The sequence below is a fragment of the Delftia sp. WSY_12 genome, from assembly GCF_043104645.1.
GTDB classification, from domain to species: domain Bacteria; phylum Pseudomonadota; class Gammaproteobacteria; order Burkholderiales; family Burkholderiaceae_C; genus Comamonas; species Comamonas tsuruhatensis.
This window is the reverse complement of record NZ_JBICKW010000012.1, coordinates 318,244-341,556: the sequence shown is the minus strand read 5'-3', so window position 1 is coordinate 341,556 and position 23,313 is coordinate 318,244. Positions and strand designations below refer to the sequence as shown.

Here is a 23,313-nt window from a genome sequence, read left to right as displayed (position 1 = left end):
ACCTATGCGCAGTTCCATTGCGGCCTTGACCCTGTTGACCTTGACCACGGGGGCTCAGGCCGATCCCCTGGTGCAACGCGAGTTCTCTGGCAGGGACAACCGCTTCATAGAAATGCCCGGGGCCGGCTTTCGCGCCATGGCCTCAGGCAAGCGCATCAGTTTCGACGCGCAAGGCATGAGCATCGACCTGCCCGGCCGGGCCACCAGCGTGCAAGGCCGGTCGGTGGCCGCATCCGGCGTGGCCCGGAGCCTGAGCCTGCGCCCGGATTCGCGCCTGCGCTACAGCTTCGAGAACGCATCGATGTCGGCCCCGCAGGGCCTGCACCCTTCGCGCACGCTCTACCACTGGCTGGTCGGCGAAGCCGCGCAATGGCGCACGGGCCTGCGCAGCTTCGGTGCGCTGGGCTACCGCAGTGTCTGGCCCGGCATCGATGCCGTCTTCCAGGGTGAGCCCGGTGGCCTCAAGTACCAGTTTGAGCTGGCGCCTGGCGCCGATGCCTCGCTGGTCTGGCTGCGCGTGGAAGGTGCGACGGATGCACGCATCCTGCCCACGGGAGCGCTGCAGTGGAGCATAGGCAACGACCTTTTCACCGACGATGCACCGCTGGTCTACCAACCCCGGGGCAATGGCCGCGTGGACGTGCCCGCCCGCTATCGGCTGGAGCAGGTGGACGCCACCACCTGGCGCGTGGGCTTTGAGCTGGGCAGCCATGACAAAGGCCTGCCGCTGGTCATCGATCCGGCCTGGACCGGCTACTCGGGCCTGGTCGGAGGCAACTCGGCCGACCAGGTCAACGCCGTGGCGCGAGACAGCGACGGCAACACCTACGCCTGTGGCGTGACGCAATCGTCCGACCTGCCCAACGCAGGCAGCAGCAAAGGTGGCGAGGATGCCTTCGTCGTCAGATTCGATCCCAAGGGTGTCCCCTTGAGCGTCACTTATGTGGGCGGATCGGGAGACGACGCCTGCAACGGCCTGGCCGTGGACATACAAAACCGCATCCACCTGGCGGGCAGCACGGAATCCACCGGCTTCCCCCTGCTTGGCACAGATGCCAACCAACGCTTTCGGCGCAGCAAGAGCACGACGGATAGGGATGCCTTCGTCATGCGCCTGGCACCAGACGGTGCCGGCATTCTGTATTCGGGCCTGATTGGTGGAACGGGTGACGATCAGGCCAATGCCCTGGCTCTGGACACCCTTGGCCGGGTCTATGTGACCGGATTCACGGAAGGCAAAGGCTTTCCTGCCGTGAACGGGCCGCAGCTCAACCACGGCTTTGGCCCTGCGCAGTCAGAAATGCGGGATGCCTTCGTGGCCCGCATCGACGCTTCAGGCAGCGGGCTGGAGTACGCCGGATACATCGGCGGCGACGGCGGCGCCGACATCGGATATGCCATTGCCGTGGACGGCACCGGCGCGGCCTATGTGGCTGGCGCTACCGACTCTGTCTCGGGACTGCCGGGCGCCACGGGCCTCAGGACACAAATCAATTCGCGCGCCATCGATGGATCAGACGGCTTCGTCGCCAAGATCCGGGCCGACGGCAGCGCCTTCGACTACTTCACGCTGCTGACAGGCTCGGGCGCCGGTGCGGACCGTGCACTGGCACTGAACCTGATGTATGACGGCTCACTGCTCGTGGGCGGGGAGACCGGGTCAGACAACTTTCCTGCCGACAACGGCGGACTGCGCAAGGGCCTAGGGCCGCAGACCGCGCGCAGCACCGGCATGGACGGCTTTGTGCTGCGTCTGAATGCATCAGGAGACCAGGTGCTGGACGCCACCTACCTGGGTGGCAATGGCTACGACAGCGTGGAAGGGCTGGCCGGCGACGGCGTGCAGTGGTTCGCCACGGGCAGCACCAGCAATGGAGCAGGCTTTCCCGTCAAGGCACAAAGCGGCCTGTCCACCACGCCAGGAGGCAAGCAGGACGGCTTCCTGGTCAGCATCGCAACCAGCGATCCGAACAACTGGAACTATGCAGGGTTCCTGGGCACCTCGGAAAACGAGGCCATGCGCAGCCTGGCCGCAACCAATGTGCAGGGCAGGACCCTTCTTTCCGTGGGCGGCGCCACCACCACATCGGGCACCAACGGCCTGACCAACCCTGCGAACAGCGCTCTCAGCGCAAACGAGAGCCTTTCGAATGGTCTGGTATTTCGCATCGATCCTTTCGGCCCACCTGCGGCCATGGCGGTGCTCACTGGCTCTCAACAGTCCACCCGCATCCAGCAGCCTTTTGCCACGCCGTTGTCGGTCAAGGTCACCGACATCGACGACCAGCCGCTTGCCGGCATCATGGTGGACTTCAATGCGCCTGCCGCATCGGGGCCATCCACCACCTTTGCCACAAGAACCTCGGTCACGACCAACGACCAGGGCATCGCATCGCTGAGTGCCACGGCCAACCTGTTCGCCGGCAGCTATACCGTGACCGCGCAGGCAGGGGCGGCCAGCACCTCGTTCTCGCTGACCAATGACAAGAGCCCGCAGGCTGCACTGACGGCAAGTGCAGCACTGCAGACCCTGCCCTATGCCGGCACCACCACGCTGAGCGCCAACGGCGGCTCTGGCGAAGGCGCCATCAGCTACGCCGTAACTGCAGGCGCGGCCTATTGCACCCTGACAGGCAACACGGTCACAGCCACGGCTGTGGGCGATTGCACCGTGACGGCGACCAAGGCGGGAGACGCCAGCTACCTGGCCGCCACGACCACCGTGGACATCTCGGTGATCAAGGCCCAGCAGCCTGCGCTGACGGCGATGGCAACACCCAGCACGCTGGCGGCCTTCAGCACGGCCGCGCTGTCAACCAGTGGCGGCGCAGGGTCCGGCGCCGTGGGCTTTTCCATCACGGATGGAGCCGCCTTTTGCTCCGTCAACGGCAACACGCTCACTGCGGAAGGCACGGGCTCCTGCACAGTGACCGCCACCAAGCTGGGCGATGCCAACTACCAGGACACGCTGGCCACCACCGTGGTGACCGTGACCCCTGCAGCCCAGGTCACCCTGAGCGTGCAGTCCACGCCTTCGACCCTGACCTTCGGCGCCACGGCAACCCTGGCGACCACTGGGGGTTCGGGCAGCGGCGCCGTCACCTACGCCGTGACGGGTGGTGCCCAGTTCTGCGCGGTGACGGGCAACCAGTTGAGTGCCATTGGCGCCGGCAGTTGCACCATCACGGCCACCAAGGCTGGCGACATCAACCACCAGGCCATCAGCGCCAGCACCACCGTCATCGTGGCCAAGGCTGGACAGACAGCACTGTCGGTGCAGGCCAGTCCTGCAGCCATCAGCTTTGGCGGCATTTCGCAACTGAGCACCACGGGCGGCTCGGGCACCGGCGCCATCGGCTTGAGCGTCGCGGGCCCCTGCAGCATCGCGGGCTCCACGCTCACCGGCCTGGGTGTCGGAACCTGTACGGTCACGGCCACCAAGGCAGCGGATGCCGACCATGAAGAGGCCACGGCCAGCACTTCGGTGACGGTGTCACAGGCAAGCCAGGTGGCCCTGTCCGTGGTGGCATCACCCGCCAGCATTCCCAAAGGCGACTCCAGCACGGTCACCGTCACTGGCGGCAGCGGCAGCGGTGTGCTCACGCTGGCGCTGACGGCAGGCGCTGGCAACTGCACGCTGTTCGGCAACACCGTCACCGGCACGGCCGTAGGCAGCTGCACGGTGACGGCGACCAAGGCGGCCGATGCCAACCATGCACAGGCCACCGGCTCGGTACAGATTGCAGTCGGCAAGGCAATCCAGAACATCACCTTCGATTTCTCGTCCCTGCGTTATCTGAGCCCCCAGGCCCTGTCGCTGGCAAACGCCGCCGCAACCAACTCCAACCTGCCGATCAGCTTCAGCAGCCTCACTCCTCAGACCTGTGTGGTCACGGGCACCTCGCTGCGGCTGATGCGCACGGGAGATTGCACGCTGCAGGCCAGCCAGGCCGGCGATGCCGAGTACGCCGCGGCAACGCCCGTGAACCAGACATTCACGATCACCCTGCCCCCCCACTCTCTGAGCACCATCACCGGTACCGTGGGCGGAACGACGGTCTCAGCAGAGATTGCTGCGGGAAGCCCATGGGTGTTCACACCCATGGGAACAGGCCCGGCGCAGACTGCGGGCTTCATCCCGCTGCAGGGGCACATCAGGTCACCTGCCGACGCACCGCCTGCCAATCTTCAGTTCCCGCTGGGCCTGTTCGATTTCGCTGTCCACAACGGTGCGCCGGGATCCACGGTGAGCATCAAGCTCACGTTCCCGAACAATCTGCCCCGCAATGCACAGTACTGGAAGTACGGTCCCACGTCCGACAACGCAACGCCGCACTGGTATCACTTCACCGGCGCGCAGTTCAACGCCAGCGACAACAGCGTGACGCTGACGATTGAGGACGGCAGGAACGGCGATGACGACCTGGATGTGAACGCCTTCATCAGTGACCCGGGCGGCGTGGCCGTGCTGGCCGCCGCTGCCGGCGGCAGCCCCGCGGCCATTCCCACGCTTTCGCAATGGGGTCAGTGGATGCTGGCAGCGCTGATGCTGGGCGTCGCAGTCCTGGCCGGACGCCGCACGCGAATGCGCAAGCCGCGCTGAGTCGTATGCTGTAGCCGGGGGCTGCTTACGCGCCCCCGGCTACCCGAGTCAAGCCTGCACGATCCCCGACACATCCAGCACATACATCTGCCGCTGGTGCTCGTGCACGGAGTCGATGCAGACCTGGCGCCCGTCACGGCTCCAGCGCGGGTGCAGGTCGCAGCGGTTTTCCTTGCTGAGATCGGGAGAGGCGTAGAAGCTGCCCAGGTCGTGGCGCTCGCCCGTGTGCATGTCGTACAGGAACAGGAAGCGCTCGTGCGTTCGGTCGTCGGGATAGGTGTCGCTGAGCAGCCAGCGCGTGTCCACGGGCGAGAAGCTCATGTGGCCGTTCTCCACCAGCACGCCTGCGCCCACCACCTGCACGTCACCGCCCTCCACATCGTCATAGAGGTGATAGTGGATCTCCCCGGCATGCGGGCCCCACACAATGATGTGGCTGTCGTCCTGCCATAGCGGATGCGAGATCTGGTATTCGGACTTTTCGTAGTCGAAGGTGCCCACGGCCATCGGGTCGAAGTCGTCGGCCAGCTGGGGCAGCGGATGGTCCGAGCATTCGAGCAGGCGCATGTCGGACCCGTCGGGCGCCATGGTGATGAGGCGGTGCAGAAAGCAGGTTTCGTCCTTGACGCGTTCGGTCCAGCGGTGCAGGAAAAGAATGCGCGAGGAAGACGGGTTGACCTCGATATGGCTGACCCAGTGGATGGCCTTGTCCATCGATGTGCGGTGATGAAATGCCTTGAGGCGCGCATAGCTGGCCAGCAGCCTTGCCTCGCCCGTCGCGACCTCCATGCGCCAGATGCCGTCGTCCTCGGGCGCCAGGGGCAAGGCGAAGGGACCACCCTCTTCGCTGTAGCCGATGGTTTCGTGCGTGACGTACAGACGACGGTAGTCCACGCACAGCGCCCAGGCACTGCTGGGCGCCACCACATACACAGGCATGGGCAGGGTGCGCCGCGCGCCGCTGTCCACATCGATGACCACGGAGCCGAACCCCGGATAGCGCCCCCCGGAATCTGCCGTCCTGTCGTTGTGGATCAGCTGGCGGCCCGCCAGCCCGTCCAGCCACTGCAGCTGGCTGCCCATCTGCCAGTTCCAGGCGCCGGTCTCGCCCACGGCGTGGAAGCGGTCACCGTTTTCGGTATCGAAGTAGCCGATGGACGCCCGCGCCTGGGGCGTGAGGTACTGGTCCATCCACGGCGTTTGCTGCGCCAGCACCAGGCGATTGCTGCGGTCCCAGCTGGACTTGTTGTAGTAGCCGAAAAAGTGGTGCTGGCGGCCATCGCCCAGGCGGCGGCAGGGGACGAAGGATGCGGGGGTGTTCGAAGTCATGGAGCGTTTCATTGGGCGGAGATGTGGCCTTCGGCGATCACGCGGTCCCAGCGCTGCTTTTCGCGGGCAACGAAGGATTGCGCCTCAGGCAGGCTGTTGGCGACGGCGCTCATGCCCTGCTCTTGCAGGCCCTTGCGGAACTCGGGTGTGGCCACGACCTTTCGGATGTCGTCATTGAGCTTTTTGACGATGGCCTCGGGCACCTTGGAGGAGACGGCCACCGTGGTCCAGGAGGTGGCCACAAAGTCCTTGAGCCCGGACTCGGCCGCCGTGGGCACGTCCGGCAGGGCCGGCAGTCGCTGGCTGCCCGTGACGGCCAGCGCCTTGAGCTTGCCGCCGCGTATGTGCGACAGCACCGTGGGCGGGTTCTCGAACATGAGCTGGATCTGGCCGCCCAGCAGGTCGTTGATCGCGGCCGAGCTGCCGCGATAAGGCACGTGCACGATGGGCGCGCCCGCCTGCAGCTTGTACAGCTCACCCATCATGTGCACCGACGAGCCCACGCCGGCCGAGCCGAAGTTGACCGTGCCAGGCGCCTTTTTGGCCAGCGCCGTCAGCTCGGCCAGGTTGCTGGCGGCAAGGCTGGGCGTGGCCACCACCACATGCGGCATCTCGGCCAGCACGGTCACCACGCGCAGATCCTTTGCGGGGTCATAGGCCAGCTTGCTGTATACGCCATAGGCGGCATGCAGGCCGATGGAACCCACCATCAGCGTGTAGCCGTCGGCCGGCTGATCGGCCACATATCGGCCTCCCAGATGACCGCCCGCGCCGGGCTTGTTTTCCACCACCACCGGCTGGCCCCAGAGCCGGCTCAGGCGGTCGGCCAGCATGCGTGCCTGCACGTCGGAGCTGCCGCCTGCAGTGAACGGCACGATGATGCGCAGCTGGCGCCCCGGCTGGGGAAAGCCATCCTGCGCGATGGCGGCGACTGGTGCCGTGCCAGCCAACGAGGCGGAGATGGCCGCAGCGAGCATGGCGGCTTTGCGGCCTGAGCTTGTCTTGATCATGGAATCCTTTCGATGGCGCTGCTGCGCCTGGGCAAACGATGCAATGAGGCCAGTGTAGAAAGCGGGGCATCTTTGGAAAAATGCATTTTTCCGTGGCCTCTATACAGAAAAGATATACATTGCCAGCCACCCCGAGCAGGACCGAATCGCCATGTCCAGACCCCTGAGCGCCCGAGAGATCGAGGCCTTCCGTGCCGTCATGCAGACCGGCACCACCACGGCCGCCGCGCGGCTGCTGCATACCACGCAGCCTTCGGTCAGCCGGCTGCTGGCCCAGATGCAGGCGGCCGCAGGGCTCAAGCTGTTCGACATGCACAAGGGCCGGCTGCGCCCCACGGCCGAGGCCGTGGAACTGTTCGCCACCGTGCAGCAGCATTTCCTGGGGCGCGAGCGCATAGAGCGCGACCTGGCCGCACTGCGCCAGTCCGGCGCCGGCACGCTGCGCATAGGCTGCACGCCGGCCCTGGGCCTGAGCGTGATCCCGGCCGTGGTGCGCAGCTTTGCACAGCGCTACCCGGGCACCCACATCAGCCTGCAGACCCTGGGCTCCACGCCCTTGCGCGAGGGCCTGCTGCATGGCCACTTCGACCTGGTGGTCAGCACCATGGCGCTGAGCACGCCCGAGCTGGATGCCACCGTGCTGCACCGCAGCCGCGCCGTCTGCGTCATGCACCCGGACCATGCGCTGGCCACGCGCACGCGGCTGCATGTGCGCGATCTGCAGGGCCAGCTGCTGCTGACCCTCAACGCCGATGACGACATCTGCCTGCAACTGCGCCACACCATGCAGGAACACGGAATAGAAGCCGGCTCCACCATGGAGACCACCTACTCCTCCACCATCTGCACCCTGGCCGCCCAAGGGCTGGGGCTGGGCGTGGTCAACCCCTACGTGGCCTCGGTGTTCGCGCGCGACCTGCGTGTGCTGCCACTGCTGCCAGCCTGTGCGGTGGAGGTGGTGCTGGCCCTGCCGCCCCAATACGCCCCCACCGAAAGGGCTGACTGCTTCGTGCAGTTGCTGCGCGAGCAATTGCACGCCTATCCGCAGGCCCGCACGCCCTAAAATTGCGGCCGATTGGAGACAAGCGGTTTGCAAACGAGTACCCACGAGCCCATGCTCACCCCCGCCGAGCGCGAGGCCATCAATTCCGGCCAGTGGTTCTGCAGCCTTTCGCCCTCGCTGCGCCATGACATCCTGCGCCAGACCACGGTCCGGCGGCTCAAGGACGGGGCACTGATCTATGCACGCGGCGATGTGCCGCACAGGTGGTATGCCTGTGCGCAGGGCGCCGTGCGCATGAGCTCGACCAGCCTGTCGGGTCGGCAGACCACGCTGGCCTATGTGGAGCCGGGTGCCTGGTTCGGTGCCATGTCCACCTTTCTTGACGAGCCCCGCACGCGCGATGCCTATGCCCACGGCGACACCACGCTGCTGTGCGTGGACAAGGAGAGCTTTCACGCCATCCTGGCCACGCATGTGGAGTTCTACGACGCCCTGCTGCGCCTGCAGGCCCACCGCATACGCCAGACCTACGGGCTGGTGGAAGACCTCAACACCCTGCCCCTGCGCGCACGCCTGGCCAAGCAGCTGCTGCACCTGTCGCGCAGCTACGGCACACAGGTGCTGGACGACCCGCGCGAGCTGCGCATAGGCCTGCAACTGGTGCAGGAGGAGCTGGCCCAGTTGCTGGGCGCCTCGCGCCAGCGCGTGAACCAGGAGCTCAAGCGCATGGAGCGCGACGCCTGCATTCGCGTGGAAGCCCAGGGCCTGGGGGTCAGGGACCTGGTGGCCCTGCAGACCATCGTGCGCGAGGCCAGCCTGGCCGGCGCCTGAGGCCGGCGCCGGTTCAGCGCCGCCAGTCGATTCTTGCCGGGCGGCCCGGCAGATGCAGCGCAGCCGTTGCAGCAGGCGCCTCGGCCAGCAACCGGCCCTTGCGGAACACCTTCAGGCGCGTGGCGCGCAGCCGTATCGCCTCGGCCGCATCGCGCGCCTGCAGCAGCACGAAGCTGGCATCGCAGCCGGCCTCGATGCCATAGCCGTCCAGGTGCATCACACGCGCCGCGCGCGTGGTCACGGCGTCGAAGCAGTCGCGCATGCCGTCCTGGCCGGTCATCTGCGCCACATGCAGGCCCATGTGGGCGACCTCCAGCATGTCGCCCGAGCCCATGCCGTACCACGGGTCCATCACGCAGTCATGGCCGAAGGCCACGTTGACGCCTGCGGCCAGCAGCTCGGGCACGCGCGTCATGCCGCGGCGCTTGGGATAGCTGTCCTGGCGGCCCTGCAGCGTGATGTTGATCAGCGGATTGGCAATCACGGCCACGCCGCTTTCTGCGATCAGCGGCAGCAGCTTGCTCACGTAGTAGTTGTCCATGCTGTGCATGGAGGTGCAGTGCGAGCCCGTGACGCGGCCCTGCAGGCCCAGGCGCTGCGCCTCGAAGGCCAGGGTTTCGATGTGGCGCGACAGCGGGTCGTCGGACTCGTCGCAGTGCATGTCCACCAGCAGGCCGCGCTCGGCCGCCAGCTCGCACAGCAGCCTGACGCTGTCGGCACCCTCGGCCATGGTGCGCTCGAAGTGGGGAATGCCGCCCACCACGTCCACGCCTTTGTCCAGCGCCCGCCGCAGGTTGGCGACGCCGCCGGGCGAGCGCAGCACGCCGTCCTGCGGAAACGCCACCAGCTGCAGGTCGATATAGGGAGCCACCTGGCGCTTGACCTCCAGCAACGCATCGACGGCCAGCAGGCGGGCATCGCTGGTATCCACATGGCTGCGGATGGCCTGCAGCCCCTTGGCCGCCGCCCAGTCGCAATACTCCAGCGCGCGCGAGATCAGCGCCTCGGCCGTGAGCAGCGGCTTGAGCTCGCCCCACAGCGCTATGCCCTCCAGCAGCGTGCCGCTGCGGTTGACGCGCGGCAGGCCGTGGCTCAGCGTGGCATCCATGTGGAAATGCGGATCGACGAAGGGAGGCGACACCAGCTGGTGCTGTGCATCGACCACCTGGTGGGCAGGCGCTGAAAGGCCCGCCGCGACCTCGACGATGCGCCCGCCCTGCACGGCGATGGACATGTCCTGGCGGCCGTCGGGCAGCGTGGCGTGAATGACGAGTAGATCAAGCATCTGCGTATTCTGCGGGCATGGCCACGCACCCGCAGTCTTGCCTGACCACGCTGAATGGCCTGCCAGCGGTCAGACCGAAAGCGCAAGGGATCAGGGGGAACTACTGGTAGCTGATGGTGAAGGTCGCCGCCGCATTGGCACTGCCTATGGTCACGTTCTCTTCGGTCTTGACATAGCGCGCCGTCAGCGGGATATCCAACCGCTCCTGCCCGTAGGCAACAGACCCTGCAAACCATTGATTCCTGTTGCCGGCGGCATTGGAGTCCGGGCCAAAGCCCAGTATCTGGTCATCCTTGCGGATCTGCACACCCACACCTTTTGCCACCGAGGTTTTGGACAGGGTCAAAACATTCCCGATATTTGCAGGATTTTCCACGTCCGTCAGCGTGACATAGGCGTTGGTCAACGAACCTGGGATGCCGCCCTTGCACAACAACGAGATGAGGAAGGAGCGGGGAGCACCGGTTGAGCCGATTGAGGTGAGTTTTTGAGCGACAGTCTGGGCCATGCGCACGGGCTCCGGCGCCTGTGGGGTACAGGTGGGCACCCTGGGCCGGAGGACGACGGGCGAGGAAAAGCTGTATTGAGCGAGAATCTGGCCAGATGCATCAGTCGCGCGTTCGTACAGGAAATCGCTGTCCAGCACGCCACCTGCAGTGATATCGCCATCTGCGGTCTTGATCAACTCAACTTTGACATCGGAAAATTGATATGCAAAAGATCCGGGGTGATCGGAATGCTCCGAAGTACTTACAGGCGCAGCACCATGTATAGTCGAAACCCTCATTCCAATACCCTCGACTGTCGTCGGGTATATATTATTGACTGGTGTAGATTTACCTACGCTATAGCCCATGACCCGTTGCTTACAATTCATCAATCTCTTGCCAACCCCATTACTCAGTACCGCCACAGCGGCTTTTGAGTAAATCACCGTGTTCTTGGCCACAGTGGGATTGAATTCTGGGGGATTGAAATTACTGAACACATACTTGTAATAGCCTGCCCCATCACTTGTATCTTTAATTTCGCATTGGGACCATGCGGAGGTGGCCATCATTGCAAAAATAAGTATCATGACAGCCTTGTTTATTCTGCAAAAAGCACCTATGAATATATGCATTCTGAATACCTCCGGATAATAAAAAATTCCAAGGCCGCATTTCCTTGGTAAATTTTCAATCATAGGCACCTTTCATCCGAGATGAAATCAGATCAATCTGATTCAAGGTCTGCCCGGTGCCATGAAGGTCGTGGCGAGGCAGGCCCCATCACGTCAATGGCCCCGCATGCCGATACGCTGGCCGAAGCCAGGGCTGACAGCCGCGCTGCCGAATCGCCTGAAAAACACCCAAGCGCAATCGCGCATCAAAATAGGGGCTGACTGCTGCGGCAAGGGCATGATTTTTCGGGTGAACAGGCTGGCAACCACCACAAGAGCAGCCATCGAAAAATCACGCAACCATTTGATTTAATTGGATTTATTTATGCAAATCGCCACCTGGAACGTCAATTCCCTGTCCGTGCGCCTGCCGCAGGTGCTGGCCTGGCTGCAGGCCAACCCTGTCGATGCGCTGGCGCTGCAGGAACTCAAGCTCACCGACGACAAGTTTCCGCTGCAGGCGCTGCAGGAGGCCGGCTACCACGCGGTCAGCCATGGACAGAAGACCTACAACGGCGTGGCCTGGCTGACGCGCACGCCGGTGCACGACGTGGTGCGCAATATCCCGGGCCTGGATGACGAGCAGGCCCGCATCATTGCCGCCACCCTCGATGCCGAAGGCGGCCCGGTGCGCCTGATCAACGGCTACTTCGTCAATGGGCAGGCGCCGGGCACCGACAAGTTCGCCTACAAGATGCGCTGGCTGCAGGCGCTGCAGGACTGGGCGAAAAGCGAGATGGCAGCCCATCCGCGCCTGGTGCTGGTGGGCGACTTCAACGTGGCGCCCGAGGACCGCGACTCCTACGATCCGATCGGACTGAAGGACACCATCCACCACACGGTGGAAGAGCGCACGCATTTCCAGGCGCTGCTGCAGCTGGGCCTGACCGATGCCTTCCGCATGTTCGACCAGCCCGAGAAAAGCTATTCGTGGTGGGACTACCGGATGCTGGGTTTCCAGAAGAACCGGGGCCTGCGCATCGACCACATCCTGGTCAGCGAGGCCTTGCGTCCCAGCGTCACCGCCTGCATCGTGGACCGCGCGCCGCGCAAGAACCCTCAGCCCAGCGACCATGCGCCGGTCGTCGTGACATTGGGCTAGGTTTTCGGACTTGCGCTACAGCATGTAGCGGCGCAGCCAGTGGATGGCCTCGATATGGCCGCGCAGCATCAGGGACTGGCGGTGGAGAATCTCGCTGAGCGCCCTGGGCAGGCGTGCCTGCTCGGCGGCCTCATAGGCGCTGAGCCATTGCTGCTGGCAGGACTCGGCCTGGTCCAGCACGTAGTCCGCGCCCTCTTCCCTGCCCAGCAGCCCGTCCCAGAAGGCGTTGCGACGCAGTGCGGCACGGCTGTCGCGCACGGGCAGCACCACGCCGCCGTTGGCGTCGATGGCGCGTTCCAGGTCATCGACCAAGACCTGGCTGGCATTGAAGTGGCGCGCCAGTACCTGGCCTATCAGTCCCTGGGGCATGGGATCCATGCATTCGCCCAACCGGACATGGGCCTGGCGACCCAGGGCCAGCACGGCATTGAGCAGCGCCGTGGTCTGCAGTTCCAGCGTGGAAGCCGCAGGCTGTGCGGGCGTGCGCCGGCGCGCCTGCAGCCAGGAGGCCTCCACGGCCTCACGCACCTGGTTCCAGTGCAGCAGGCTGCCGCCCCGTTCCTGCTCCCAGCGTTCTTCCAGTCGGGCTTCTGCGGACTCGAAATCCTGCTGCGCGTGTTCCGGCGACAGGGAAGCCTTCCAGCCCAGTGCATAGGCGGGCCGGTATTGGTCGTAGCCGCGCCCCGGCACGAAGTACGGCTCCAGGAAATAGCGGTCATGCCAGTACGCATCGACCGGCTCGCCGAGCTTGCGCGGTGTCGATGGGTACATCACGCCCGGGCGGGCGGGTTTGGCCTTTTGCCAGAGGTTGGAGAGGACTGTGGGCACGATAGGTCGGGACGTAGGCCGTTCCAGCGAAGAGGACTCCATTGTCCCAAGCCCGGGCGGTACGGCCCGTCAGCACCCCGGGCGCCGGCCTGTAGGAGCCGGACCCTTGCCAAGGCAAGGGCCCGGCCGCCCGCCGGCTTGCCTTACTCGAAGGCGTCCTCGTCCATGCCCAGCTCCTGCAGCTTGCGGGTGATGGTGTTGCGGCCTATGCCCAGGCGCTGGGCGGCCTCGACCCGGCGGCCGTGGGTGACGGCCAGGGCCGAGCGGATCAACTGCGCCTCGAAGCGGCGGGACAGCTGGTCCCAGACCTCGCCATGCCCCTGGGCCTGGGTGTGCTCCAGCAGCTGGCGCGCCTGCTGCCCCAGCAGATGCACCCAGTCCAGGTCGGACGTGGCCAGCCCCCCGTCATGCGGCTGGGCCAGCGACGGGGCTGGCATGGCGATGCGGCCCACTCCCTCTTCCGCCACGGCCGGCGCATGCGACAGCACCACCGGTGCGGGCACGCCGGCACTGCCGCCGCCCACGGGTGGCGCGGCCTCGCCCAGCACCTCGGGAGGCAGGTCCTTGACCGAGATGACCTGGGCTGGCGCCATGACGGTCAGCCAGTGGCAGATGTTCTCCAGCTGGCGCACGTTGCCGGGAAAGGCGAACGACTGCAGCCGCTGCATGGCATCGACCCCCATGCGCTTGGGCTCCACGCCCAGCTGCCGCGCGCTTTGCTGCAGGAAGTGGCGTGCCAGCATGGGCACGTCTTCGTTGCGCTCGCGCAGCGCGGGCAGGCGCAGGCGGATGACGTTGAGGCGGTGGAACAGATCCTCGCGGAAGGCGCCGTTGCGCACGCGCTGCTCCAGGTCCTGGTGGGTGGCGGCGATGACGCGCACATGTGCCTTGACGGCCTGGTGGCCGCCCACGCGGTAGAAATGCCCGTCCGACAGCACACGCAGCAGGCGCGTCTGCAGGTCGAAAGGCATGTCGCCGATTTCATCGAGAAAGAGCGTGCCGCCCTCGGCCTGCTCGAAGCGGCCGCGCCGTTGCGTCTGGGCGCCCGTGAAGGCGCCGCGCTCGTGGCCGAACAGTTCGGACTCCAGCAGGTCCTTGGGGATGGCGGCGGTGTTGATGGCCACGAAGGGGCCGCCCGCCACGGGCGAGTGCTTGTGCAGCGCGCGCGCCACCAGTTCCTTGCCCGAGCCCGACTCGCCCGTGACCAGCACCGTGACCTGGCTCTGGCTGAGCCGGCCGATGGCGCGGAACACATCCTGCATGGCAGGCGCCTGGCCCAGCATCTCGGCCTGCAGCGGGGCCTGTGCCTCGGCCACGTCCTCGCGCAGGCTTTCCTCGACGGCGCGGCGGATGAGCTCCACCGCCTTGGGCAGGTCGAAGGGTTTGGGCAGGTACTCGAAGGCTCCGCGCTGGAAGGCCGAGACGGCACTGTCCAGGTCGGAGTACGCGGTCATGATGATGACGGGCAGGCCGGGCTGCTGGGCGCGGATCTGCTCGAGCAGTTCCAGGCCGGAGCCGCCGGGCATGCGGATATCGCTGACCAGCACCTGTGGTGGCTGGCGCGCCGGGTCGCTGGCATCGACATCGGACAGTGCCGTGAGCACGTCGCGCGCCTGAACGAAGCTGCGCGTTGCCCAGCCTTCCCGGCCCAGTGCCTTTTCCAGCACGAAGCGGATGGAAGGGTCATCATCCACGATCCAGATCGGTTTCATTGGTGGTGCTTCCTTCCCTTGTTGCAGTGTTGACTTCCGTGGGCCTCAAGGCAGGGGAATGAGGATGCGGAAATCCGTGCGGCCCGGCTGGCTTTCACATTCGATCAGCCCCTGGTGGCGCTGCACGAAGGTCTGCGCCAGCGTCAGCCCCAGTCCCGAACCGCCATCCCTTCCCGATACCAGCGGATAGAAGATCCGCTCCTTGATGGCATCGGGAACGCCTGGCCCGTTGTCGATCACATGCAATTCCAATGCCAACCGGTAGCGTTGGCGACCAAAAGTTACCTGGCGCGCCACACGGGTTCTCAAAATGATCTCGGCATCGCCGGCCGCGATGCGTTCGTGCAAGGCCTGCGCCGCGTTCTGGACGATGTTGAGCACGGCCTGGATCAGCTGTGCGCTGTCGCCCCGGAACTCGGGAATGGAGATGTCGTAGTCGCGCGTAATGGTCAGCCCTGCAGGATGCTCGACGAGCACCAGCGAACGCACGCGCTCGCAGACTTCGTGGATGTTGACGTCACCGACCTCGTGCGGATGGCGGTGCGGCGCCAGCAGCCGGTCGACCAGCGCCTGCAGACGGTCGGCCTCGTGGATGATGACTTCGGTGTACTCGCGCAGCTCGGGCGCGTCCAGATCCATCTGCAGCAACTGGGCCGCGCCACGGATGCCGCCCAGCGGGTTCTTGATCTCGTGGGCCAGGTTGCGGATCAGCTCCTTGTGCGCCTGGGCCTGCTCGCGCAAACGCTCCTCGCGGTCCTGGCGTGCCTGCTGCTCCAGCGGCCAGAACTCCACCAGCACATGGCCGGGCCGCTCGGCCAGGGAAACCGTGACGTGCACAGGAAGCGCATCGCCCCCCACGCGGTGCAGGCTGGCCTCGAAGCGCAGGGCAGCGAAGTCGTTGTCCTGGGCGCCGCGCAAGGCCTTGTCCAGCAAGGCCGGCTCGGTGAAGCAGGCTGCCAGCTCGCTGCCTTCGAGCATGCGGCGCGACAGGCCCAATGCGTTCTCAAGGGCCGCGTTGGCGAAAAGCACGGCGCCTTGCTCGTCGAGCACGGTCATCAGCGTGCACAGCAGATCAAGCGCCTGATAGGAGGCCGGGGGCGCCGGCCGGTCGTCCTGGATCATGGCCGGGCTCGCATGGGCCGCTCGGGCCCGTCAGTTCTTGGGAAGTCGATCCAGTTCGCGGCGGATGCCGGCGACATCGCCTTCCTGCCGCGAGATGCTGCTCTTGAGCTGCTCGACACGTTCCAGATAGCCCTGGGGATTGCGCAACTCCAATGCGGTGCGCTGGGGATTGCCATCGTTGTACTCCTGACGCAGCTGTGTCAGCTTCTCCTGGGCGCGGGCCAGCTCGCTTTCGAGGATGGTCCGCGCATCGGAGTCGCGGGCCTTCTGGGCGCTGCTGTTGACCTTGGCCGGAGCGGGCGATCCTGCCGCAGGAGCGGCGGAGGTGCGCGGCGCCTGGCCGCCGCCCGAGGCCGCCGGCTTGCTGCCGCCATGGATCACCGTCACATGCCCGCCGTCCACCGGCTTGCAGTCCTTGGCCTTGGCCTGGCTGACGTTGTTGGTGTACTCGTTGCCGCAGCGGTAGATCACGTCCTGGGACCAGGCTCCTACCGACAGCAGCGGCAGCAGCAGCGACACAAACAGTTTCTTCATTCCATTCCCTCGGGTAGCCAGATCGGAAGGGCCCGGCTTGTCCGGGCAAGTATCGCTCCATCTTCCGGGCTGGACGTCATTTCTTGAGCGGGACAACCCCTTTTGGTTCCGCGCCCAGCATACCCAGGTCCTGGCCGAAAGCAAAAAAGGCGGCTTGCGCCGCCTTTTTGCCGACCCGCCTTACAGCGAGAAGTACATGTCGTACTCGACCGGGTGCACGGCCTGACGGTAACGGGTCACTTCGCCCATCTTCAGCTCGATGTAGGCATCGAGCATGCTGTCCGAGAACACGCCGCCCTTGGTCAGGAACGAACGGTCTGCGTCCAGTGCTTCCAGGGCCTGGTCCAGGCTGTGGCAGACCGTGGGCACCAGCTTGTCCTCTTCCGGGGGCAGGTGGTACAGATCCTTGGTCGCGGCTTCGCCGGGATGGATCTTGTTTTCCACGCCGTCCAGACCCGCCATCAGCAGGGCCGAGAAGCCCAGGTAGGGGTTCATCAGCGGATCGGGGAAGCGTGCCTCGACGCGGCGGCCCTTGGGGTTGGCCACGTAGGGGATGCGGATCGATGCCGAGCGGTTCTTGGCCGAGTAGGCCAGCTTGACCGGAGCCTCGAAGCCGGGCACCAGGCGCTTGTAGCTGTTGGTGCCGGGGTTGGTGATGGCGTTCAGGGCACGGGCGTGCTTGATGATGCCGCCGATGTAGTACAGCGCGAAGTCGGACAGGCCGGCATAGCCGTCACCTGCGAACAGGTTCTTGCCATCCTTCCAGACGGACTGGTGCACGTGCATGCCGGAGCCGTTGTCGCCCGGATAGGGCTTGGGCATGAAGGTGGCGGTCTTGCCGTAGGTGTTGGCCACGTTCCAGATCACGTACTTCATGACCTGTGTCCAGTCGGCGCGCTCCACCAGGGTCGAGAACTTGGTGCCGATCTCGTTCTGGCCGGCGCCAGCCACTTCGTGGTGGAACACTTCGACGGGAATGCCCAGTTGTTCGAGCAGCAGCACCATCTCGGCGCGCAGGTCCTGGGTGCTGTCCACGGGCGGCACGGGGAAGTAGCCGCCCTTGTTGCGCGGACGGTGGCCGCGGTTGCCGGACTCGAACTTGGCGCCGGAATTCCAGGGGGCTTCGTACTCTTCGATTTCGTAGAAGGTGCTGCCGGGTTCGGTGTTCCAGCGCACGCCGTCGAAGATGAAGAATTCAGGTTCGGGACCGAAGTAGGCGGTATCGCCCAGGCCCGAGGCCTTCAGATAGGCTTCGGCACGCTTGGCCACCGAGCGGGGATCGCGGTCGTAGGCCTTGCCATCGCCGGGTTCGATCACATCGCACTGCAGGAACAGCGTGGTCTCTTCAAAGAAGGGGTCGATGTTCGCGGTGGCGGGATCGGGCATCAGTTGCATGTCCGATGCTTCAATGCCCTTCCAGCCTGCCACCGACGAGCCGTCGAAGGCGTGGCCCGAGGTGAACTTGTCTTCGTCGAAGTGCGACACCGGCACCGTGACGTGCTGCTCCTTGCCACGGGTGTCCGTAAAACGAAGGTCCACGAATTTGACCTCGTTCTCCTTCACCATGTTCAACACGTCTGCAACGGTCTTTGCCATCAGATCTCTCCTGCCAATCTGGCTGATCAAAAAAGATAAATACTCTTAAGCAGTTTGCGTGCCAGGCTGCATCCATTGAGTGCATGCCCGCAGACTGGCACCTGCTTGGCGCGCCAGCCCCGTGATTCTGCCGCCTTGCGTGGGCGTTGTGGATGACATTGCAGCCTGGCCCGGCCCGAGTGACCACTCACCAAATCGGTGCAGATTTGGATGAAGGGCCGTAAATCAGATATTGCGCACCAATTCAGGGCCACGACTTGCACCAAATGAGTGCAAACCTTCCAGCAGCGTGGGCCAGGCCTTGGTGACGGCACCAGCTTCGCCCTTGACACCAAGTTCTATGTGCCGGCCGTGCTTGGAATCATCCACGCTGGGCAGGCTGAACACCTTGACGCCCGGGTGGTCGCGCTCTATGGCCACCATCAGCGGCGTCAGCGTGGCTTCCATGCCGCCGTAGACGATGACCGAATGCTCCCGCTGCACCGTGCTGTGGAAATGCTTGGCGTAGCGCTGCTCCAGCACCCACTCGACCATGGGCCAGGCCATGACAGGGAAACCGGGCACGAAGTGCACCGTGCCGCTGGCGCCCGAACAGGAAAAGCCCGGGATCTTGTTGTAGACGTTGGGGATGATGCGCGCGCCTTCGGGGAAGTTGCCCATCTGCAGCCGGTGCAGGTTGTCGGCCCGCTGGGGCTCGTAGGGCTTGCCTTCCTCGGTGGCCACATCGCGCATGCGTTCGCGGATCAGGGCCACGGCTTCCGGGTGCAGGGCCAGCGGCACGCCCAGGGCCTCGGCTGCGCATTGGCGCGTGTGGTCGTCGGGCGTGGCGCCTATCCCGCCAAAGCTGAAGACCACGGCCTGCGATGCGAAGGCGCGGCGCAGGGCGTCGGTGATGCGTGCCCTATCGTCACCCACGTACTCGGCATGGGCCAGGGACAGGCCACGCGCGCCCAGCAGCTCGATCAGCTTGGGAAGGTGCTTGTCGGCACGCTTGCCCGACAGGATTTCGTCTCCGATGATGAGTGCGCCAACTTGAAGGGTCATGTGGTCTTTTCTTGCGGGGTGGGGGGAACAGGGGCTGTGCCGGAGCCTTGCGGCGCGTCGGGAGCGTAGGGAATGATGGGTGCTTCGGGCAGCGCCGGCTCCTCCTCGCGCATGCGCTGCAGCGCCGCCAGGCAGAAATGGGCAAACCACAGCGAGGAGAAGGCGAAGATCAGCGCATAGATCCAGATGGCCACCGGAATCAGTATCCAGAAGGCTGCAACGAAGACCACGCCCGAGGCCCAGACAATGGCCGGAGCCGCCCCCAGGTAGCCACAGACCACGCCCATGAGCATCAGCGCCAGGCGGTGGCGCAGGAACAGGCTGCGGCGTTCTGGCTTGCTGGCGTGGGCAGACAGCGCGTCGAAGGCCATGACGCGGTAGGTCAGCCAGCCCCAGATCAGCGGGGGGATCACCACCACCAGGGGAGGCACGAACCACAATGGAACCGATACCAGCAACGCGATCAGGGCGATCAGCGAGGAGCCGGCCGACCACAGCAGGCTGCCGATCAGGGTGGCACCCTGCCTGCGCTCGAGTGCCGGAAAGCGCCGTTGCGCCACCAGCTCGACCAGGGCCGGCGTCATGAACAGCGCCACCAGCAGCAGCGAGACCACGACCAGCACCGGCGTGACCGAGAGAACGACCAGCACCGGCGCCACCAGCTCGGGCAGCGATTGCACGCCCATCCAGGACCAGACCGTGTGCAGCCAGCCCACGCCCTGCAGGACTCCTTCCGTCCAGACCACGGCATCGGCCCAGAAGAAGTAACCCAGCAGCCAGGCCGTGATGGCCATGAAGAGCAGGGGAAACAGCGACCATGCAATCACCCGCTTATGCAGGCAATACGCCGTCGCACGCCAGAAGGAATCGAGTAGCAAGCCCATGCCGGCAAGCATACCCCGAGCCCAGCCTCAAGCGCGACCCATCAACCTTAGGAACCCACGCCATTGCTGGGCCCAAAAGCCCTGGCCGTAGTCGCGCAGCTGGCCCTGGGCATTGGGCTGGACCTGGTCGCGCACGCCGGTGGGATCGAAGCGCAGCTCGAAATTGGCGGTGCCGAACAGCATGTCCCACCAGGGCAGCAGCACGCCGAAGTTGTTGCCATGCGCCTTCTTGTTGCGCACGGGCGCCATGGGCTCGTGGCCAATGCCGATGGCGTGGTGGCGGCGGTGAAAGCGCGGGCTGATCCACAGCCGCTCGCCGATGGTGCCGAACCAGACGCGCAGGTTGGCATGCTGGAAGCTCTCGCTGAGCTGGGTGAAGGCCACGATGGCCACGAACTGGCCTGGAGCCACGCCGATGAACTGGGCCACGAGCACGATGATGGTGTCGCGGATCACATCGTCGAGCAGGTGATTGCGGTTGTCGCTCCAGACCGTCATCTGGCGCTGCGAGTGGTGCAGCGCATGCAGCTTCCACCACCAGCCGATGCTGTGCTGGCCCCGGTGTATCCAGTAGTCGAGGAAGTCGAAGGCCAGCAGGTAGATGATCAGGCTGACCCAGGCCAGATCGGTCACGCCGGGCCAGACACCGTCCAGGTGAAAGCTCGGCAGGCCCCAGACATGCAGGCGGCCCATGAGCTCGTCCCACAGCGGGTCCAGCGTGAAGAACAGCGCCAGCCTGAACAGGCCCAGCCGGTGCACCACGGTATAGATGATGTCCACATGGATGGCGCGCCGGTCGGTAACGGGCTCGACGGGCCGCCAGTACTGCAGCGGCGCGATCACGGCCACCATGATGAAGATCTGCAGCAGGCCCACCAGCAGCCAGCCTGTGGCGTCGTAGGCATCCTCCAGCAGGCTGGCCTGTCCCAGCCAAAAGAGCACAGGCTGGACAACGCCCTCGAACAGGCGCTGCTGCGCATTACCGAACCACTGAATCCACCAGTCCACACCACGCTCCCATCGCCCGCCGCGCTGCGCGCGCGGATGTCATGCGAATTTTGCTATCCAATCCCGATAGTCGGGATGCTCCCGCAGCGTGCGGAAGCAGAACCCCTGCTTGAGCAGGCCCGTGATCAAAGGTTCCAGCACGGCCGGTGCCCAGGGGTCCTTGCGTGACCAGATGCCCAGATGGGCCAGCAGGATGTCGCCGCTGCGGATGTTCTTGAGCGCCTGGGCCAGCAGCTGCGCATTCGGGTAGCGGTCGCTGGGCAGCTCGTCGCCCAGAAAGCCTGCGCTGGACCAGCCCACATGCATGTAGCCGCCCTGCCGCGCGGCGTCCAGCAGCGCGGGCGAGGTCTTGCCGCCGGGCGCACGGAACAGCGGCAAGGGCTTGCGCCCGGTGATCTGCTGCAGCCGCTGTGCAGCCCTGCGGATCTCGTCGCAATAGCCTGCCGCATCGACCGTGAAGCTCTCGTTGGCGCGTGGCCCGGCCGAGGGGCGCACGCGAAAACCCGTGACCGGACCGTTCTTCGAGGCGCGCAGATCACCGCGCCAGTACATGTGGTCGTAGGTGTGCGAGGCGAACTCGTGGCCTTCGGCGGCGCGTGCGCGCCACCAGGGCGCCCAGGTCTCGCCCAGGCTGCCGTCGCCTTGCTGCGTGCGCTCGTTGGCGGCAAAGAAGGTCACTGGCACGCCATGGCGCTTGAGCACCTCGGCCACCAGGTCGGCAATGCCCATGTGGCCCGTGTCGAACGTCAGGTACACGGTCTTGGCGCAGCCCGTGCCCTGCCCTGCGGCCATCGAGGGGCGCAGCAGGCTGAAGGCGGCGGCGCCAGCCAGCGATTGCGCAAAGAGTCTGCGGTCCATCAGCGCTGCGCGTGGGCCAGTGTCCAGACACCGTGGGGCGACTTGCCGACCTTGACCTGCTGGACCACCTTCTTTTCGACGGTGTCGATCACCGACAGCTTGCGCGCCCAGCGCGAGCTGACCAGTAGGTAGCGGCCGTCGGCGGAAACGTCCATGCAGTCCGGGCCTCCCGGGGCCGGGTAGCTGGCCACGACCTGGTTGGTCTGCATGTCGATCTTGCTGATGGTGTTGGCCACGCGGTTGCTCACATACAGGTGGCGGCCATCGCCGGCGGCACGCATGGCGTGGGCGCCAGCGGCTGTCTTGATGCGGGCCACGCTGCGCGGCTCGGGGCCGGTGATGTCGAACACTTCCACGCCATCGCTGCCGGTCAGGCCGATGAACAGCTTGGTGCCGTCCGGGCTGCCATAGAGATCGGCCGGCATGGGGCCGGTGGGCACGCGGGCCTTGATGGTCTGCGTGGCGATGTCGATGGCCACCAGGGCATCGCTGTCCTGCATGGTGGAATAGATGGTCGTGCTCCTGGCATCGATCCAGAGATGGCTGGGCGTCTTGCCCGTGGGCACGCGCTTGACCAGCTGCGGGTTCTGGCCATCCCAGCGGTAGATGTCGATGTGGTTGAGGCGGTTGGCCGCCGTGACGAACCACTTCATGTCCGGGCTGAAGCGCAGGTGATAGGGGTCGATGATGTCGCGGATCACGCGCTGCACCTCGCCTGTGCGCGGATCGACCAGGGTCAGGGTATCGCCCAGCGCATTGGCCACGACCAGCGATTTCTCGTCAGGCGTGAGGTAGAGGTGGTGCGGCTCCTTGCCCGTGGGAATGCGGGCCGTCTCCTGCCAGGTGACCGGGTCCACGATGCTGATGTTGGCATCGAGCGAGTTGAGCACGAAGATGGGCGTGGGGCCCTGGGTCTGCGGCGGCGGCGTGACACGCGCAACAGGCGCTACCGGGGCAGCAGAGGCCGCAGGCACGGAAGGCGCGGCGGGAACGGCAGCGGCCTGAGCCGATGCAGCCTGCGCCTGGGCGGCTGCAGGCGTGGCTGAGGCCGCACGGGCCGATTTGGATCCGGGCAGGGACGCCACGGCCAGCCAGGCCAGCGCACCGCCGCCCACAACCAAAGCCACAGCCGCGCCCAAGCGCCCGACGGAAAGACGTTTCACAAAGCACCACCTTCTGAGAATCTGCGCAGTGTAGCCGCGCCATTCAGCCCTCGGACGCTCTAGGGCATCGGCTTTTGAAGCTGTGCAAAAAACCGACATTTACGCGACGTTGGCCCGAGATATCGCGACAAGCGCGCCAACCCATGACTTGCATCAAGGCATGACGACAACGCATGAAAACGCAGGCCACAACGACAAAGGGAGCCGGTTGGCTCCCTTTGCAGGCAAGGACCTTGGAA

Annotated in this window: 18 protein-coding genes; 4 read left to right on the top strand and 14 right to left on the bottom strand. The window is 65.5% G+C overall.

Annotation, left to right across the window (positions count from 1 at the left end):
• Positions 1-4 precede the first annotated feature (4 nt).
• A complete protein-coding gene (locus ACF8LI_RS07055; RefSeq protein ID WP_392414691.1) occupies positions 5-4,603 on the top strand; it encodes an IPTL-CTERM sorting domain-containing protein in 4,599 nt (1,532 codons plus the stop codon).
• A gap of 48 nt (positions 4,604-4,651) precedes the next feature.
• Here ACF8LI_RS07055 and ACF8LI_RS07050 read toward each other — a convergent pair whose 3' ends face one another.
• Complete coding sequence (locus ACF8LI_RS07050; protein ID WP_392414692.1) at positions 4,652-5,944, bottom strand: hypothetical protein; 1,293 nt, start codon at positions 5,942-5,944, stop codon at positions 4,652-4,654.
• Entirely contained in the window at positions 5,941-6,942 is a 1,002-nt protein-coding gene (locus ACF8LI_RS07045; protein WP_034364137.1) for a tripartite tricarboxylate transporter substrate binding protein, read from the bottom strand. Before ACF8LI_RS07045 ends, ACF8LI_RS07050 begins: the two co-directional genes overlap by 4 nt.
• Before the next feature lie 151 nt (positions 6,943-7,093).
• Between ACF8LI_RS07045 and ACF8LI_RS07040 the strand changes: the two genes are divergently transcribed.
• A complete protein-coding gene (locus tag ACF8LI_RS07040; protein ID WP_123690813.1) occupies positions 7,094-8,005 on the top strand; it encodes a LysR family transcriptional regulator in 912 nt (303 codons plus the stop codon).
• Positions 8,006-8,056: 51 nt separating this feature from the next.
• Positions 8,057-8,776, top strand: a complete 720-nt coding sequence (locus tag ACF8LI_RS07035) for a Crp/Fnr family transcriptional regulator (RefSeq protein WP_392414768.1) — start codon at positions 8,057-8,059, stop codon at positions 8,774-8,776.
• Positions 8,777-8,789: 13 nt separating this feature from the next.
• Here the strand turns inward: ACF8LI_RS07035 and ACF8LI_RS07030 are convergent, their stop codons facing one another.
• Together ACF8LI_RS07030 and ACF8LI_RS07025 are read right to left on the bottom strand one after the other, a co-directional pair.
• Positions 8,790-10,061, bottom strand: coding sequence for an amidohydrolase family protein (locus ACF8LI_RS07030; protein ID WP_016451303.1), 1,272 nt, complete (start codon positions 10,059-10,061; stop codon positions 8,790-8,792).
• Positions 10,062-10,161: 100 nt separating this feature from the next.
• On the bottom strand, positions 10,162-11,247 hold the full coding sequence (locus ACF8LI_RS07025; protein WP_392414693.1) for a fimbrial protein: 1,086 nt from the start codon (positions 11,245-11,247) through the stop codon (positions 10,162-10,164).
• Positions 11,248-11,548: 301 nt separating this feature from the next.
• On the opposite strand from ACF8LI_RS07025, the gene xth reads away from it, so the two are divergent.
• Entirely contained in the window at positions 11,549-12,325 is a 777-nt protein-coding gene (gene xth / locus ACF8LI_RS07020; RefSeq protein ID WP_392414694.1) for an exodeoxyribonuclease III, read from the top strand.
• Between the two features lie 15 nt (positions 12,326-12,340).
• Here xth and ACF8LI_RS07015 read toward each other — a convergent pair whose 3' ends face one another.
• The 10 genes from ACF8LI_RS07015 to ACF8LI_RS06970 form a co-directional block, all read right to left on the bottom strand.
• Positions 12,341-13,153 (bottom strand): hypothetical protein, encoded by an 813-nt coding sequence (locus ACF8LI_RS07015; RefSeq protein WP_227472451.1) that lies wholly within the window; start codon positions 13,151-13,153, stop codon positions 12,341-12,343.
• Between the two features lie 143 nt (positions 13,154-13,296).
• A complete protein-coding gene (gene ntrC / locus ACF8LI_RS07010) occupies positions 13,297-14,865 on the bottom strand; it encodes a nitrogen regulation protein NR(I) (protein WP_016447542.1) in 1,569 nt (522 codons plus the stop codon).
• A gap of 45 nt (positions 14,866-14,910) precedes the next feature.
• The gene (gene glnL, locus ACF8LI_RS07005) at positions 14,911-15,987 is read right to left on the bottom strand and encodes a nitrogen regulation protein NR(II) (RefSeq protein WP_016447543.1); all 1,077 of its coding nucleotides are present in this window, start codon (positions 15,985-15,987) and stop codon (positions 14,911-14,913) included.
• A 30-nt stretch (positions 15,988-16,017) separates the two neighbouring features.
• Positions 16,018-16,521: a hypothetical protein gene (locus tag ACF8LI_RS07000; protein ID WP_209671913.1), complete on the bottom strand. Its 504-nt coding sequence runs from the start codon at positions 16,519-16,521 to the stop codon at positions 16,018-16,020.
• Between the two features lie 180 nt (positions 16,522-16,701).
• The gene (glnA, locus tag ACF8LI_RS06995) at positions 16,702-18,117 is read right to left on the bottom strand and encodes a type I glutamate--ammonia ligase (protein ID WP_016447544.1); all 1,416 of its coding nucleotides are present in this window, start codon (positions 18,115-18,117) and stop codon (positions 16,702-16,704) included.
• Positions 18,118-18,342: 225 nt separating this feature from the next.
• Positions 18,343-19,161, bottom strand: coding sequence for a competence/damage-inducible protein A (locus ACF8LI_RS06990; RefSeq protein ID WP_392414695.1), 819 nt, complete (start codon positions 19,159-19,161; stop codon positions 18,343-18,345).
• The gene (locus ACF8LI_RS06985; RefSeq protein WP_016447546.1) at positions 19,158-20,057 is read right to left on the bottom strand and encodes an EI24 domain-containing protein; all 900 of its coding nucleotides are present in this window, start codon (positions 20,055-20,057) and stop codon (positions 19,158-19,160) included. Before ACF8LI_RS06985 ends, ACF8LI_RS06990 begins: the two co-directional genes overlap by 4 nt.
• 15 nt (positions 20,058-20,072) lie before the next feature.
• On the bottom strand, positions 20,073-21,053 hold the full coding sequence (locus ACF8LI_RS06980) for a sterol desaturase family protein (RefSeq protein WP_016447547.1): 981 nt from the start codon (positions 21,051-21,053) through the stop codon (positions 20,073-20,075).
• Positions 21,054-21,092: 39 nt separating this feature from the next.
• Positions 21,093-21,911, bottom strand: a complete 819-nt coding sequence (locus ACF8LI_RS06975; protein WP_392414696.1) for a polysaccharide deacetylase family protein — start codon at positions 21,909-21,911, stop codon at positions 21,093-21,095.
• Positions 21,911-23,173: a YncE family protein gene (locus ACF8LI_RS06970; protein WP_392414697.1), complete on the bottom strand. Its 1,263-nt coding sequence runs from the start codon at positions 23,171-23,173 to the stop codon at positions 21,911-21,913. Before ACF8LI_RS06970 ends, ACF8LI_RS06975 begins: the two co-directional genes overlap by 1 nt.
• Between the last annotated feature and the right edge of the window lie 140 nt (positions 23,174-23,313).